Below are 17,170 nucleotides of genomic sequence, written 5' to 3'. Positions count from 1 at the left end.
CTCCAGTCTTTCCGATTATATCAACGAATTGAAAATTAGTAAATAAAGGAGTTATTATGAATAAACAACAAATCGATATACTTATTAACGAGATTAACAGTTTTGACACAATTATTATATTCAGACACGTAAGACCGGATCCTGATGCATTAGGTTCACAAATCGGACTGCAGCAAGCTATAAAAAAAATGCACCCAAATAAATCTGTTTTTGTTGTAGGTACAACAATCGATAATTTAAAATTTATCGGTGAAATGGATCAGCTCACTGATGACAGATTTAAAGGTGCGCTCGCACTCGTTCTTGATACTGCAAATGCACCGAGAATAGATGATGCGCGTTATTCATTATGTGATAAAGTCATTAAAATTGATCACCATCCACCTGTAGATCAATATGGTACATTAAATATTGTAGATACTCATGCATCTTCGACAAGTGAAATGATTTACGAAATCCTCACCTTTGCAGGATACGGTAAGGATTATATTGATGCATCGGTCGCACGATGCTTATTTATCGGGATTGTCGGTGATACAGGACGTTTCTTATTCAGCAATACATCACCGAGAACAATGGAAATCGCAGCATCTTTACTAGCTTATGATATTGATCATACAGCAATGATTAATAAAATGCAGGAACGTGATGCGAAAGGCATGCAGTTTCAAGGATTTGTACTGCAGAACTTTAAACTTGAAGATGGTGTAGGTCATATATTCATAACAAAAGAGATATTACAGCAGTTCGATATTTCCGCAAGTGACGCATCACTTTTTGTAAATGCATTTGCAGATGCTAAAGATATGAGTGCGTGGGCATTTGCAGTAGATGAAGATAAAGAGATTCGTGTAAGGTTAAGAAGTAAAGGTCCTGTAATCAATGAACTTGCTGCGAAATATAATGGTGGGGGGCATCCACTCGCAAGCGGTGCATCAGTATACAGCGAAGCGGAATTAAAGCAGTTATTAATTGATCTGAAAAAAATCGTAAACGAGTAGGTGAAATAAATGGTTGTTCATTTAAATGTACATTCAGCATATGATTTATTACATTCAACGGTCGAAATTGATGCGCTTGTTCAACGAGTGAAAAAAGAGCAGCAAAGTGCAGTTGCAATTACAGACTTTAATGTATTATTTGGTGTGCAATCATTTTATAAAGCATGTGTTCTTAATGAGATAAAGCCGATTATCGGTATGGAAATATCTGTTACGGACGGTTTGCATGAAGTGCGTGCGGTTTGTCTTGCAAAAGATAATACAGGATTACTCAATCTTTTTAAGTTATCATCACGTATTCAGTTAAAAGGTGTTGTACATACGCCACTGAACTGGCTGAAGCAATATGAGACGGGTATGATTTTCATATTCAAAGCTGTGCAGGAAGGTCAGCAACATTTCGTCGAAGCTGTTCAAGATGTATATGTATGCCATGAAAGCATTAATTGTGGCAAACAAGTCTATATCGCAGATGTGTTATATTTAAATGCTGAAGACGTACAGCATTTAGAAGTTTTAAATGCGATTGAAGAGAACAGAAAACTCCCGCTTGAAACATTACGTATTCAGGCTGGTACAGCAAACTTTAAAGAAGAAGCACAGATTCTTGATATTGGCGTAGATCCAACGTTTATCGCAGCAACCCATGAAATCGCATCACGATGCAATGTGGATTTATCATCATTGCGTGCAACAATGCCGAAATATCCAATTGACAATATGACGAGTGATGAATATTTACTGGAATTATTGCAACAGAAGAAGACGCAGTTGCCTCATTTTGATGACACGTATGAAAAGCGACTGCGTTATGAGTATGAAGTGATAAAAAACATGGGTTATTCAGATTATTTCCTAATTGTCGGAGATCTTATTCAATATGCTAAATCAAATGGCATATTAGTAGGACCTGGACGTGGTTCATCGAGTGGCTCACTTATTAGTTACGTATTAGGCATAACAGAAGTCGATCCGATTCAGTATAATTTGCTATTTGAGCGCTTTTTAAATCCTGACCGTGTGACGATGCCGGATATTGATATTGACTTTGAAGATACGAAGCGAGATCAAGTCATCCAGTATGTTGTTGATAAATACGGAGGATATAATGTCAGTGGTATCGTAACGTTTGGTCATTTGAATGCACGAGCGGTTATGCGCGATACGGGACGTATTCTTCAGTTTTCGGAAGATGATTTAAAAGCAGTAAGCGCGCTCATTCCAAAAAGAGTCGGCATAACGCTCGATGATGTGATGGAAAACGAACAGTTTATGTCGTTTATTGAAGCGGATGAGCGACGTAGGAAATGGTTTGAAATCGCTTATGCATTAGAAGGGCTCCCAAGAAATACTTCGACGCATGCAGCAGGTGTGATTATTCATGATCAGCTGCTGACGGATTACGTACCACTTATTCAAGGTGATGGGACTATACTTACGCAATGGACGATGACTGAAGTTGAAGCAATCGGACTACTTAAAATCGACTTTCTTGGATTAAAGAATTTATCAATTATTCATAATGTACAAAATCAAGTTGCAGCACAGTTTAATCAACAAGTTAATTTAAATGATATACCTTTAGATGATGAAAAAGTGTATGCCTTACTTTCTGAAGGTGATACGACAGGAATATTCCAGCTTGAATCAGACGGAATCAGAAATGTACTGAAACGTCTGAAACCGAATAATTTTAATGATATCGTTGCAGTACTCGCATTATATCGTCCAGGCCCAATGGAACAAATACCGGTATATATTGATAGAAGGCATGGGTATACAACAGTTGAATATATTCACGATGATCTGGCATTTATTCTGAAAGATACATACGGTGTTATTATATATCAGGAACAGATTATGCAGATCGCTAATCAGTTTGCCGGATTTAGTTACGGTGAAGCAGATATATTACGACGTGCAATGAGTAAGAAAGATATGTCTGTTCTGTTAACTGAGAAATCACACTTTATCGAAGGTAGTATCCGAAACGGATATGATGCACAAACTGCTGAGGCAATTTATGATTTAATCTTAAAGTTTGCAAACTATGGCTTTCCGAAAGCGCACGCAGTTGCATATGCGAAAATTGCTTACTGGATGATGTACTTAAAGGTGCACTATTCTAATATTTTTTATGCGGCCATATTAAGTAATCAAATTGGCAGTGAGCTAAAAACGAAAGAAATCATCGATGAAGTAAAAAAGCGCAGTATTTCGATTTATCCTTCTGATATTAATAAGGCGCACTGGTATTACAGAACGTATAAGGACGGCATTTTAAATTCGCTTGGTATGATTAAAGGAATCGGATATAAAAGTGTTCAGGAAATCATTGAAGCGCGTAAACAAGGACCTTTTAAAGATATATATGATTTTTGTGCACGAATACCGTCACGAATTGCCACGAAAGCTTTAATGGAGTCACTCATACATGCCGGAAGCTTTGATTCGTTCGGACATACACGAGCAACGTTACTTGCGACCCTTGATATGGTACTCGATGTTGAACGTACGGGTGATGGAGAAGATAGTTTTCTGCAGTCGCTTGGCCTGAGCAAGAAGAAAGACTATATCATACATGAAGAAATGTCAGATATGAAAAAAGCAGAATACGAAAAAGAAGTGCTTGGATTTTATTTAACGTATCATCCAGTTGAAACGAAGTTTAACAGTCTGCAATATTTGCCGCTATTTAAAGTGGCACAGCAATTAGATCATCATTATATGCTCATTTTTATAGATGGTGTGCGCAGAATACGAACAAAAAAAGGTCAACCGATGGCGTTTATTAGTGGTTTTGACGGTATGGACGTTATTGATATCGTATGTTTCCCTGAAGTGTTCAAAAAATATGAATCACTCATTCAGGATCACGCAATGATCGTTGTAAAAGGAAAGTTTGATAAACGTAATGGGAAAGAAAACTATATAGCAGATACAATACTGGAAATAGAGGCATTTAAGGCATTTATATTTGAGCATGCGCAGCACATTTATATTAGAAAGCCCCTTAAAGATAACATGTTACTAGACGGTGGGCCGATAAGTGTCATTCATTTTGATGGAACACAAACTATACTCGGTACTGTTTCAAAAGAGATGATACACACGTTTGTAGAAAATTACAATTCTGAAGATATTCGAATCATATAAACTTTCTAAAAATTTAACATTATGATATATTTATCCTTAGTGGTCAGACCACTAAGGATTTTTTGTTAGGAGGAAATGTATGTGAACACGCCCCATAAAGGGTTCAATAACGTTTTAGAAGAAATTGACCGCATGATAAAAAATGATGGATTAAAGTCTGGTGATAAACTTCCTTCAGAACGTCATTTAAGTGACTTGCTGAACATTAGTCGCTCAAGTATACGTGAAGCATTACGTGCACTTGAAATATTAGGTGTCATTGAAACGAGGCGCGGTGAAGGTACGTTTTTATCAGATATGGACAATAACCAGTTTTTTGAATTAATTAGTGGTTATTTAATTACTTCAAGAGCACAAAAAGGTGAAATTAAAGATTTTATACATATGATTGAACAGAGCATTCCACAAGACGATTCAAAAACAATCGAAGAACGATTGAATAATCGCAATACAATAATGTATAGAGTATGGCGATTACTGAAGCATTATGAAGCAACGTATAAGGAAGAGGTGTAAGTGATTTGTTTAAAGATATCTTCAAAAAAAGCAAAAAGAAAAAGTATGTGACAGTCAAACATATGAAAGATAATGATGTACCTGAAGGGATAATGGTGAAATGCCCGAAATGTGAAAAAATCATGTACACGAAAGAATTACAGGAAAATTTAAATGTATGTTTTCATTGTGATCACCATATGGCAATTAACGCATATGAACGTATTGATGCACTTATGGATAAGGGCTCATTTGTAGAATTGGATGCGCACGTTGAAACTGTAAATCCGTTAAATTTTCCAAACTATGAAGAGAAAGTTGAGAAAGATAAGGCGAAAACAGATCTGAACGAAGCGGTTGTTACTGGTAGCGGAACGATTAACGGGTATAAAACAGGCATTGCGGTTATGGACTCGCGATTTCGAATGGGTTCAATGGGTACAGTCGTTGGTGAGAAGATTACGCGTGCAATTGAGCATGCAACACGTAACAATATGCCGTTTATTATTTTTACGGCAAGTGGTGGTGCCAGAATGCAGGAAGGTATACTTTCTTTAATGCAGATGGCAAAAGTTAGCGTGGCGCTTAATCGCCATAGTGAAGCGGGATTACTCTATATCGCTTATATGACACATCCGACTACAGGCGGTGTATCTGCAAGTTTCGCATCAGTTGGAGATATTAATTTAGCAGAACCTGAAAGCTTAATCGGTTTTGCAGGTAGACGTATTATAGAGCAGACGATTAATGAAAAACTGCCCGACGATTTTCAGACTGCAGAATTTTTACTTGAGCATGGACAGCTGGATAAAGTCGTACACCGCAATGAAATGAAAGAAGTATTAACAACAATTCTTAAGTTACATAACAGAGGTGAAGCATAATGCCATTAGATTTTGAACAACCGATACGAGATATAGAAACGAAAATTAATGATATTGAACAATATATGAAAGCATCTCAAGTCGATTTATCGCAGGAACTGGAAATGTTAAAAGCAAAAAAGGAAGAGCGATTTACTGAGATTCATAAAAACTTAACACCGTGGCAGCGCGTGCAGATTGCCCGTCTAACAGAACGTCCGACGACACTCGATTATATTCAATATATATTTGATGATTTTATTGAGTTACACGGCGATCGTAATTTTAGGGATGATCCGGCGATAATAGGAGGCATTGCTACATTTAATGGTCAGCCTGTAACAGTTATCGGTCATCAACGTGGGAAGGAAACGAAAGATAATATATACCGTAACTTTGGAATGGCCCATCCTGAAGGCTATCGTAAAGCGATGCGCCTTATGAAACAGGCAGATAAGTTTAATCGTCCGATTATTTGTTTTATCGATACGAAAGGTGCGTATCCTGGTAAAGCGGCAGAAGAGCGTGGACAAAGTGAGTCTATTGCCCGCAACTTAGTCGAGATGTCTGCATTGCGTGTACCGGTCATTTCAATCGTTATCGGAGAAGGGGGTAGTGGAGGTGCACTCGGATTAGGTGTGAGTAATGTACTGCTCATGCTCGAAAACGCAACGTATTCAGTTATTTCCCCAGAAGGTGCAGCAGCATTGTTGTGGAAAGACAGTTCGCTCGCACAACTTTCAGCTGAGACGATGAAAATTACAGCACCTGACTTACTTGAACTCGGTATTGTTGAAGAAGTAATAGAAGAAGTTCTTGGTGGGGCACATCGTGATGTTGAAACACAAAGTAAGCGTATCGATTCTTCAATTGAAACTTACTTAAAACAGTTAAAAACGATGTCAGATAAAGAAATTATAGCTCAGCGTTACGATAAGTATCGTGCAATTGGAACGCTTTAAACTGCGTGATAAAAATCAATCTTTAAAACTTATGAAAACGTTGTCAAATCAATACTTTGGCAACGTTTTTCAATTATTGCAATTTAAAACGTTTTCATTGTTACGAACATGTGATATTAATGGATAATGTCATAGTAATGTGTTAATTTAAAGATAAAGAATACGCAAAGTGAGGAATACATATGAAAAAGATAGCTGTATTAACTAGTGGTGGCGATGCACCAGGAATGAACGCTGCAGTACGTGCAGTTGTACGTAAAGGGATGTTCCACGATATGGAAGTATATGGTGTTTATCAAGGTTACCAAGGGTTAATTAATAACAACATAAAAAAAATGGAACGCGGTACTGTTGGGGATAAAATTCAACGCGGTGGAACGTTCCTGCAATCGGCACGTTGCCCAGAATTTAAGGACCCTGAAGTACGTAAAGTAGCGATTGAAAACTTAAAACAACTCGGTATTGAAGGTTTAGTCGTTATCGGTGGAGATGGTAGCTACCGTGGAGCACAACGCTTAAACGAAGAAGGCATTAAAACAATCGGTATTCCGGGTACGATTGATAATGATATTAATGGTACGGACTTTACGATAGGCTTTGATACTGCATTTAACACTATTGTAGAAGCAATCGATAAAATTCGTGATACTGCTTCAAGTCATGAACGTACATTTATCGTAGAAGTAATGGGACGTGATGCAGGTGATTTAGCATTATGGTCAGGTCTTGCAGGAGGCGCTGAAACAGTATTATGTCCAGAACACCGTAAAGACGTTAAGGTGATTGCGGATAAAATTCAGCAAGGTATTGAACGTGGAAAGAAACACTCAATCATCGTTGTTGCAGAAGGTGTTATGTCGGGTGAAGAATGTGGTAACGAACTGAAAAAATATATTAATGTAGATACGCGTATATCTGTACTTGGCCATATGCAGCGTGGAGGATCACCTTCAGGACTGGATAGAGTACTCGCAAGCCGACTTGGTGGATTTGCAGTTGAATTATTAATGGAAGGTGAATCAGGCCTTGCAGTAGGGATTCAGAACAACCAGTTATCTAAAACGAAATTTGATGATATCTTCTCAGCAGTTCATCATTTAGATGATAAGATGTATCACTTATCTAATGAATTATCAATTTAAAGCTATGTAACAATGATTTACAATGTATTAAACAAATGATGTAACAAAAAATGGAGGCTCATATAATATGAGAAAAACTAAAATAGTATGTACGATTGGACCAGCTTCTGAATCACCAGAAATGCTGGAGAAATTAATGAATGCAGGAATGAACGTTGCGCGTTTGAACTTCTCTCATGGTTCTCATGAAGAACATCAGGCACGTATCGAAACAATTCGTTCAGTAGCTCAAAAATTAAATAAGACAGTTGCGATTTTATTAGATACGAAAGGTCCTGAAATTAGAACGCATAATATGGAAAATGACAAGATTGAACTTGTAAAAGAGTCAACAGTGTCTATTAACATGCAGGAAGTTGTAGGTACACCAGCTGAGTTTTCAGTAACATATTCAGATCTAATTAACGATATTCATGTCGGTTCTACAATTTTATTAGATGACGGTTTAATCGAACTTAAAGTAAAGGACATTCTGCATAATGAAGGTAAAATTGTATGTGACGTTATCAATGCAGGGGAACTAAAGAATAAAAAAGGTGTTAACTTACCAGGTGTTAAAGTAAACTTACCTGGTATTACAGATAAAGACGCTGCTGATATTAAGTTTGGTATCGAGCAACGTGTTGACTTTATCGCGGCTTCTTTCGTACGTCGTGCAAGTGATGTACTTGAAATTCGTGAAATATTAGAAGCGCATAACTGTGATTATATTAATATCATTCCGAAGATTGAAAATGAAGAAGGTATTAAAAACATTGACCAAATTCTTGAAGTATCAGACGGATTAATGATTGCGCGTGGGGATATGGGTGTTGAAATTCCAGCTGAGCAAGTACCGTTAGTACAAAAAGAACTCATTCAAAAGTGTAATATATTAGGGAAACCGGTAATTACAGCAACGCAAATGTTAGATTCTATGCAGCGTAATCCACGTTGTACGAGAGCGGAAGCAAGTGACGTTGCAAATGCAATTTATGATGGCAGTGATGCGGTAATGTTATCTGGAGAAACTGCTGCAGGTTTATATCCGGAAGAATCGGTGAAAACGATGCATAACATCGCGTTTGCAGCTGAAGAAGCACAAGATTATAAACGTATGCTTTCAGATCGTACGAAATTAAACCAACCTTCAATGGTGAATGCAATCGGTGTTTCTGTTGCACATACAGCATTAAACTTAAACGTTCAGACGATAGTTGCTGCAACAGAAAGTGGTACGACTGCGCAAACTATTTCTAAATATCGTCCGCACGCACATATTATTGCGGTTACACCTTATGAAGAAACTGCAAGACATTTAGCGCTCGTATGGGGTGTAATTCCAGTTGTTAAAACAGGTAAATCTACAACGGATGAATTATTAGATAAGTCTGTTCAAGCTGCAATTGAAGTGGGTACTGTAGAAAATGGAGATCTAATCATCATAACAGCTGGTATCCCAACAGGTGAAGCGGGAACTACGAACTTAATGAAGATTCACTTAATTGGAGATGTTATTGCCGCAGGTACGGGTATCGGCAGAACAGCTGCACATGGTAAAGTTATTAAAGCGGAGAGTGCAGAGGCTTTACATGGCATTGATATGTCAGATAAAGTTGTCGTAGCACCACAAACTGATGCAGACATGGTACCATACCTTGAGCAGGCAGTTGCAATCGTAACTGAAGAAGGTGGCTTAACGTCACATGCCGCTGTTGTTGGACTTAATTTAGGTAAACCTACAATAGTAGGTGTACAGGACGTTATGAATACGTTAGAAAATGGTGCATTAGTTACAGTTGATGCACAACAGAATAAAGTATATATCGGACATGCAAAAGTAAACTAAAAAGAAGATAGAGACATAAGTCTCTATCTTCTTTTTTATCTATAATTATGTTTTTCAAAATTATCTTTTTTAAATCCACCTTGAACGTAGTACATAATTGCAAGCAGCACAAACCATAATGGTGATACTAATAGTCCCATACGTGTATCTTCTGCCATGAACAATAACAGGAACACAAATCCGAAAAACGCAATTACGATATATGCTGATAATTTTCCACCAGGCATTTTGTAAATGCTGTTTTTGTGTAACTCAGGACGTGTTTTTAAGTACTTTAAGTACGCAATCATTATAATTGACCAGACTACGATAAAGAAAACCGTTGCGACTGTTGTCACAAGCGTGAATACAGCATTTGCATTCGGGATAAAGTAGTTCAGTAAAACTGAGATTAAAAGTAATACGCTTGAGAATACAACGGCATTCGCTGGTACACCTGCTTTATTCGTACGCTGGAAGAAGCTGTCATTACCTTTAGAGAAGTTTTTACTTAAACCGAATAACATACGGCTGTTTGAGAATATTCCACTGTTACAAGATGAAGATGCAGAAGTTATTACGACAAAGTTGATTAAACTTGCTGCAATCCCTATACCGATAAGTCCGAAGAACTTAACGAATGGACTTTCATTTGGGTCTATCTTATCCCACGGTGTTATACTCATTAATACGATAAGTGATCCGATATAAAACAATACGATACGAATTGGTACACTGTTAATCGCACGTGGTAATGTTTTTTTAGGGTCCTGTGCCTCGCCGGCAGTTACACCGATCAACTCAATTCCTACGAAACTGAAAATCGCCATCTGGAAGCTCAGTAAAAATCCGTTCATACCATTCGGAAAAATCCCGTTATGTGACCATATATTCGAAATAGATGCGTGGCCAAATTTCGTTTCAAATCCGATGATGATTAATACAATACCTACTAAAATTAATGCTACAATTGTAATTACTTTTATAATCGCAAACCAGAATTCAAGTTCACCGAATAATTTAGCAGTTAATAAGTTCAGGCCCATCAAAATGATGATACAAATAAATGATGATGCCCATGTCGGGAAGTCCGGCCACCAGAACTGTACGTATTTTGCTACAGCTGTAACTTCGGCCATCCCAGTTACAACCCAGCAGAACCAATATGTCCAGCCAGTTATGTAACCCATAAAGTCACCTAAATAATCTCGTGCTATATCTGTAAAGGAATGATAGTTTGTATTTGATAACAGTAATTCACCAAGCCCTCTCATAAATAGAAATAAGAAAAGTCCGATGATTAAATACGTCAGTAATATAGACGGTCCGGCAAAGCTGATAGATTTACCTGCTCCTAAAAATAATCCAGTTCCGATAGCCCACCAATTGCAATAAGCTGTATATGGCGATTTGATAATGAACGTTGTAAATCATTAGAAGCATTATTATTTAATTTTTTTTCCACAAATATTCCTTCTTTCATTAGTATTTGTCTATTATGTATCGAATTATCAAAAAACTCAAACTATTTTTTGGGTTTTATTATAATTAAAACTTATCACTTTCAATAAAAAACTAATATAATTCATAATCATTCACAAAATAGTGACGATTAGATATAATTGTAAGTGTGAAAGCCGTTACATTGGGCGTAGCAAAATCTTGTTGTAAAGGGGAAATAAGAATGGCGGAATTAGTTAAAGGTCTTGAAGGAATTGTCGCATCGAATACAAAAGTTAGTTCTATCGTTGGCGACCAGTTGACATATGCTGGTTACGATATTGATGATTTAACTGAAAATGCTTCGTTTGAAGAGGTTATTTTTTTATTATGGAACTTTAGATTACCAACTAAGGTAGAACTAGAAGATTTAAAATCACAATTATTTGAATTTATGAATTTACATCCTAGAATGTACAGTCATTTTGAAGATTATACAGCTGATGAAGTTCATCCAATGACAGGACTACGTACTTCACTTTCTTATTTAGCACATTTCGATCCACGTGCTGATGAGTTTGACGAAGATGCTCATATGAATAAAGCGATGCGCATTCAGGCTAAAGTTGCTTCTCTTGTTGCAGCATTTGCACGTGTACGTCAAGGTAAGGAAGTAGTTAAACCGAAAAAAGATTTAAGTTATGCAGCGAACTTCTTATATATGTTATTCGGCGAGGAGCCTACGAAAGTTCAGGAAGAAGGTTTCAATAAGGCATTAATCCTTCATGCAGATCATGAATTAAATGCGTCAACATTTACAGCACGTGTTGCAGTGTCAACATTATCTGATATGTATTCAGGTGTTGTTGCAGCAGCAGGCGCATTAAAAGGACCATTACATGGTGGTGCTAATGAACAAGTAATGAAGATGTTAACTGAAATCGGTTCAATTGAAAATGTTGAATCTTATATTAATGAGAAGATTGAAAACAAAGAGAAAATTATGGGATTCGGTCACCGCGTTTACAAAAATGGTGATCCACGTGCGAAGTATTTAAAGGAAATGTCACGTAAAATTACTGATGAAACAGGTCAGAAAGAATTATTCGATATGTCAGTTAAAATTGCAGACATCTTAAAAGAGAAAAAAGGATTATTACCAAACGTAGATTTCTATTCAGCAACTGTATATCATTCAATGGGAATTGAGCATGATTTATTTACGCCTATCTTTGCAGTGAGCCGTACGTCTGGATGGATTGCACATATTTTAGAACAATATAGCGACAATCGCATTATTCGTCCACGTGCGAACTATGTCGGTGAAGTAGGCAGAAAATACGTACCAATCGAAGAAAGATAATAATATAACTGGAGGAATTAATAATGGCTGAGAAAATTACAAATTCAAACGGAGTATTAAACGTACCGAACAATCCTGTAGTACCATTTATTATTGGAGACGGTACTGGTCCTGATATTTGGAATGCTGCAAGTCGTGTTTTAGATGCAGCAGTTGAAAAAGCATATAATAGTGATAAGAAAATTGAATGGAAAGAAGTTTTAGCTGGTCAAAAAGCATTCGATTCGACAGGTGAGTGGTTACCACAGGAAACATTAGATGTTATCGATGAATATTTAATTGCAATAAAAGGACCTTTAACAACACCAATCGGTGGTGGAATTCGTTCATTAAACGTTGCATTACGTCAACAGTTAGATTTGTTTACTTGTCTGCGTCCAGTTCGTTACTTTGAAGGTGTACCATCACCAGTAAAACGTCCAGAAGATACAGATATGGTCATTTTCCGTGAGAACACTGAAGATATTTATGCAGGTATTGAATTTAAAGAAGGTACTGAAGAAGTTAAGAAAGTTATCGCATTTCTTCAGGATGAAATGGGTGCTAAAAATATTCGTTTCCCTGAAACGTCAGGTATCGGTATTAAACCAGTTTCTAAAGAGGGAACTGAGCGTTTAGTCCGTGCAGCGATTAACTATGCAATTACAGAAGGTCGTAAGTCAGTAACATTAGTGCATAAAGGTAATATTATGAAATTTACTGAAGGTGCATTTAAGCAATGGGGCTACGATTTAGCTGAACGTGAATTTGGCGATAAAGTATTTACTTGGGCTGAATACGATAAGATTAAAGAAGCAGAAGGTACTGAAGCTGCAGATAAAGCGCAAGATGAAGCATTAGCTGCTGGTAAAATTTTAATTAAAGATTCAATTGCTGATATTTTCTTACAGCAAATCTTAACACGTCCTGCAGAATTTGATGTTGTTGCGACAATGAACTTAAATGGAGATTATATTTCTGATGCATTAGCAGCACAAGTAGGTGGTATTGGTATCGCTCCAGGTGCAAACATTAACTACGAGACAGGTCATGCAATTTTCGAAGCGACACATGGTACAGCTCCGAAATATGCTGGATTAGATAAAGTAAACCCATCATCAGTTATTTTAAGTGGTGTGTTATTATTAGAACATCTTGGCTGGAAAGAAGCAGCGGATTTAATTACGAAATCAATGGAAAAAACGATTGCATCTAAAGTTGTAACATATGACTTTGCACGTTTAATGGATGGTGCTACAGAAGTTAAATGTAGCGAATTTGCAGATAAGTTAATTAAAAATATGTAATATTAATGAGCAGTTATTTGAATTTTATTCATTTAACTGCTTTTTTTAAAGGGAGGCAACAATTGTGAATAAGAAAATTAGTATTATCGGTAGTGGATTTACAGGTGCGACGGCTGCATTTATCGCGGCTCAAAAAGGGCTTGCTGACATCGTACTCGTAGATTTAGAACGTAACCTTGAAAAAGGAAAAGGGAAAGCATTAGACATGCTGCAGTCAATGGCTGTGTTTAATAACAGTGTGCACATCCACGCAACGAGTCAGTACGAAGATATTGCAAATTCTGATATCGTTATGATTACTGCAGGTGCTGCACGTAAGCCAGGTATGACGAGAGATGATCTCGTACAGATTAATCAGCAAGTAATGATTGACGTAAGTGAGCAAATTAAAGAACATGCCCCAGCATGCAAAATTATCGTATTAACAAATCCCGTTGATGCTATGACATATACAGTTCAAAAAGTAACAGGTTTCCCGCATTCGAGAGTAATGGGGCAATCTGGTGTACTGGATACAGCGCGTTTCAGAACATTTATTTCTGAAGCTTTAAATGTATCTGTTAAGGACGTTCATGGTGTCGTTCTTGGTGGGCATGGTGATACGATGGTACCATTAATCCGTCATTCACATGTTGGTGGGGTGCCGATTAATGAAATAATGGAGCAGCAGATGATTGATCAAATTATTGAACGCACACGTAAAGGTGGGGCGGAGATTGTTAAATTATTAGGAGATGGTTCTGCGTATTACGCGCCTGCTGCAGCGATGGTCGAAATGGCGGAAGCAATTCTATACGACCAAAAACGTATACTACCGGTTATCGCACATTTAGACGGCGATTATGATGAGAAGGATCTCTATATTGGAGTGCCGGCATCACTTGGTAGTGATGGTGTTGAGCGTATTATTGAATTTTCATTAACTGATGAAGAAAAGGATGCATTCAGTAAATCTGCAGCTGCAGTTCGAGATGTTATGAAAGCATTAAAATAGTTTGTTAATTTTATGTAAACATTAATACGAGTTTGTGAAGATTGTTGATTAGGTGTAGCCATATATATTTATTGTAATATATAATGAGTTTGTATATATGGTTTTGGAGGGATTGGATGAGTCAGAAAGTATTAGTTGTAGATGATGAACAATCGATTGTTACGTTATTACAATATAATCTTGAACAATCGGGGTTTGAAGTGGTAACAGCATTCGATGGTGAAGATGGTTTGAATAAAATATTTTCTGAAGATCCGGATATTGTCGTTCTTGATCTGATGCTACCGAAGATGGATGGTGTTGAAGTTTGTAAAGCTGTTCGAAGTGAGAAGAACCAGGTACCGATTTTAATGCTTACAGCAAAGGATGATGAATTTGACAAAGTTCTAGGATTAGAACTTGGAGCGGATGATTATATGACAAAACCTTTCTCGCCTAGAGAAGTAACGGCGAGACTTAAAGCGATTTTAAGGCGTTCACAATCAATAAAACAATCAGATACTTCGAAAGAAAATAAAGAAATCATTATTGGTAAGTTAAAGATTTTACCTGAACACTTTGAAGCTTACCGAAATGATGAACTGATTGATTTAACTCCGAAAGAATTTGAGTTACTTATTTACTTAATTGAACGTCAGGGACGTGTCATTACGCGTGAACATATGTTAAATTCTGTATGGAATTATGAATTTGCAGGAGACTCGCGTATTGTTGACGTACATATCAGTCATTTGAGAGAGAAAATTGAAGAAAATCCAAAGCAGCCACAATATATTAAAACCGTACGTGGTTTAGGATATAAGCTGGATTACCCGAAACGTAATGATTAGTTTCCAGCGAAAGCTTTTAATTATGCTTACAACATTATTTGTTGTGAGCTTTCTTTTAGTCGGGATGTTTATTACAGCATCCATCTCAAATGATATGAAAGTTTCAATTAAGCGAACGATGGCTCAAGATGCAAAAGTAATAAACGCCTATCGTAAAAATGCAGATTTTAATGCATTGATGAAAGTTTATGAACGTGAACATGCATATAAAATTTTAGTTGAGAAAAACAATAAGACGCTGTTTGTATCTGATGGGCTCAAGCCACAGGATTTTGAAAAAATGTTATCTAAATATACGACAGGACTGTCTGATGATAATGATTTCAGATATGATACTGAAGAGCGTATAGGAATATATAAAGTATCATATGGAGATTCAGTTATTTATTTACTTCATGAGTCTAATATGTTATCGATATTAAATACGACTTCATGGAAATATATCACACTCATACTCGTTACAATTATGCCGATTTTATACTTTATTGTCAGATATATTAATAAAAGTTATATACAGCCGATTAAAGAAGTGACATACGCTTCTAAACTTCTGGCGAGCGGAAATTATAAAGTAAGAGTGCCTGAAAGTAATGTTACTGAAACGAAAGACTTATTTATCAGTACGAACATTCTTGCAAGAACGCTACAGGACTTTATGAATGAACAGAAGCTACAGCGTAATCGACTTGAAACGATATTGCAGAACATACCTTCAGCAACGATGCTCGTCAATAATTATGGTGAAGTGTTAATTGCGAACGAAACGTATTTAAAGCAATTTAATCGTGGTAATCCGATTGCACGTGATCATTATGACAATGTAGTTGAAAGTACGGATGTTAAACGGATGATTAAAGAAGCAATCGCTACAGAGAAACCGGTTAGTGAAGCGCTTGAAATGAAAGTAAATGTCCATAAAAAGTTCTTCGATGTTTCTGTCGTACCTGTACTTTCTAAAAAACGTAAGCGCATTGAAGGAATCGTTATCGTACTTCACGATATTACACAACTAAAGACACTTGAACAAATGCGTAAAGATTTTGTCGCAAACGTATCTCATGAATTAAAAACACCGATTACAAGTATTAAAGGATTTGCAGAAACATTACTGGACGGCGCGAAAGAAGAACCAGAAACACTTGAAATGTTCTTAAATATTATATTGAAAGAATCGAACAGAATACAGGTGCTCGTAAGTGAACTGCTCGAGTTATCTAAAATCGAACAGGCAAATCATTTCAAAATGTCTAAAGTTAACGTGCCACAGAAAGTCTTTAATAGTGTTGAAGTGGTGCATCCGTTAGCTGAGAAGAAAAATATTAAATTTAATCTGCAGCTGGAAAAAGATTTATATGTGTTAGCTGAGCCGAGTAAACTGAAGCAAGTAATGATTAACCTATTATCGAATGCAGTAAACTATTCTCCGGAAAACGCACAAATAACCGTTAAAACATTTTTGATGGACGGTGAATGTATCGTTGAAATTATAGATGAAGGTATCGGAATCGCACCAGATGAGACAGAACGAATATTTGAACGTTTTTATCGTGTGGATAAAGCGAGAAGTAGAGATTCAGGTGGTACTGGACTTGGACTTGCAATCGTTAAGCATATTATTGAAGTGTTTAATGGAGAAATTGAAGTCGAAAGTGAACTTGGTAAAGGTTCGACGTTTAGAATTAAACTGAAACAATTTCTTTATTAATATTTAATTTACGTAAGATTTACTATAAATTAATATTTCTCATTTATAATAAATAAAGACCCTTTCATTTTGAAGCTTGAACGCCTGACGTAACCACGTCAGGCGTTTTTGTGTTTAATTTATGGT

At 36.7% G+C, this 17,170-nt stretch carries 12 protein-coding genes and 1 pseudogene; 12 read left to right on the top strand and 1 reads right to left on the bottom strand.

Translation table 11 applies throughout. The annotated features are described in order from the left end of the window. The first annotated feature begins 56 nt into the window (after positions 1 to 56). The 7 genes from LAU42_RS07670 (at position 57) to pyk (ending at position 9,447) form a co-directional block, all read left to right on the top strand. The gene (locus tag LAU42_RS07670) at positions 57 to 1,001 is read left to right on the top strand and encodes a DHH family phosphoesterase (RefSeq protein WP_224183034.1); all 945 of its coding nucleotides are present in this window, start codon (positions 57 to 59) and stop codon (positions 999 to 1,001) included. A 9-nt stretch (positions 1,002 to 1,010) separates the two neighbouring features. Continuing rightward, the gene (locus LAU42_RS07665; protein WP_224183033.1) at positions 1,011 to 4,157 is read left to right on the top strand and encodes a DNA polymerase III subunit alpha; all 3,147 of its coding nucleotides are present in this window, start codon (positions 1,011 to 1,013) and stop codon (positions 4,155 to 4,157) included. A gap of 81 nt (positions 4,158 to 4,238) precedes the next feature. Then, positions 4,239 to 4,673, top strand: coding sequence for a FadR/GntR family transcriptional regulator (locus LAU42_RS07660; RefSeq protein WP_224183032.1), 435 nt, complete (start codon positions 4,239 to 4,241; stop codon positions 4,671 to 4,673). 5 nt (positions 4,674 to 4,678) lie between these two features. After that, positions 4,679 to 5,536, top strand: coding sequence for an acetyl-CoA carboxylase, carboxyltransferase subunit beta (gene accD / locus LAU42_RS07655; RefSeq protein ID WP_224183031.1), 858 nt, complete (start codon positions 4,679 to 4,681; stop codon positions 5,534 to 5,536). Next, positions 5,536 to 6,477 carry an acetyl-CoA carboxylase carboxyltransferase subunit alpha gene (locus LAU42_RS07650; protein WP_224183030.1) on the top strand — a complete coding sequence of 314 codons (942 nt, stop codon included), beginning with the start codon at positions 5,536 to 5,538 and terminating at the stop codon, positions 6,475 to 6,477. The genes accD and LAU42_RS07650 overlap by 1 nt, the downstream gene beginning before the upstream one ends. A 182-nt stretch (positions 6,478 to 6,659) precedes the next feature. Beyond that, positions 6,660 to 7,619: a 6-phosphofructokinase gene (pfkA, locus tag LAU42_RS07645; RefSeq protein WP_224183029.1), complete on the top strand. Its 960-nt coding sequence runs from the start codon at positions 6,660 to 6,662 to the stop codon at positions 7,617 to 7,619. A 67-nt stretch (positions 7,620 to 7,686) separates the two neighbouring features. Beyond that, positions 7,687 to 9,447, top strand: a complete 1,761-nt coding sequence (gene pyk / locus LAU42_RS07640) for a pyruvate kinase (protein ID WP_224183028.1) — start codon at positions 7,687 to 7,689, stop codon at positions 9,445 to 9,447. Between the two features lie 35 nt (positions 9,448 to 9,482). Here the strand turns inward: pyk and LAU42_RS07635 are convergent. After that, a pseudogene (locus LAU42_RS07635) lies at positions 9,483 to 10,909 on the bottom strand (amino acid permease). Positions 10,910 to 11,110: 201 nt separating this feature from the next. On the opposite strand from LAU42_RS07635, the gene LAU42_RS07630 reads away from it, so the two are divergent. From LAU42_RS07630 to pnpS, 5 genes are all read left to right on the top strand, one after another. Continuing rightward, the gene (locus LAU42_RS07630; RefSeq protein WP_224183027.1) at positions 11,111 to 12,229 is read left to right on the top strand and encodes a citrate synthase; all 1,119 of its coding nucleotides are present in this window, start codon (positions 11,111 to 11,113) and stop codon (positions 12,227 to 12,229) included. Positions 12,230 to 12,252: 23 nt separating this feature from the next. After that, positions 12,253 to 13,515 (top strand): NADP-dependent isocitrate dehydrogenase, encoded by a 1,263-nt coding sequence (icd, locus tag LAU42_RS07625; protein WP_224183026.1) that lies wholly within the window; start codon positions 12,253 to 12,255, stop codon positions 13,513 to 13,515. A 61-nt stretch (positions 13,516 to 13,576) separates the two neighbouring features. Continuing rightward, positions 13,577 to 14,509 (top strand): malate dehydrogenase, encoded by a 933-nt coding sequence (gene mdh, locus LAU42_RS07620; RefSeq protein WP_224184777.1) that lies wholly within the window; start codon positions 13,577 to 13,579, stop codon positions 14,507 to 14,509. Between the two features lie 116 nt (positions 14,510 to 14,625). Next, a complete protein-coding gene (locus LAU42_RS07615; protein WP_224183025.1) occupies positions 14,626 to 15,339 on the top strand; it encodes a response regulator transcription factor in 714 nt (237 codons plus the stop codon). Then, positions 15,332 to 17,044, top strand: coding sequence for a two-component system histidine kinase PnpS (gene pnpS / locus LAU42_RS07610; protein ID WP_224183024.1), 1,713 nt, complete (start codon positions 15,332 to 15,334; stop codon positions 17,042 to 17,044). The genes LAU42_RS07615 and pnpS overlap by 8 nt, the downstream gene beginning before the upstream one ends. Positions 17,045 to 17,170: the final 126 nt, after the last annotated feature.

The organism is Macrococcus armenti, assembly GCF_020097135.1.
Lineage (GTDB): Bacteria > Bacillota > Bacilli > Staphylococcales > Staphylococcaceae > Macrococcoides > Macrococcoides armenti.
This window is presented reverse-complemented; position numbering and strand designations above follow the sequence as displayed.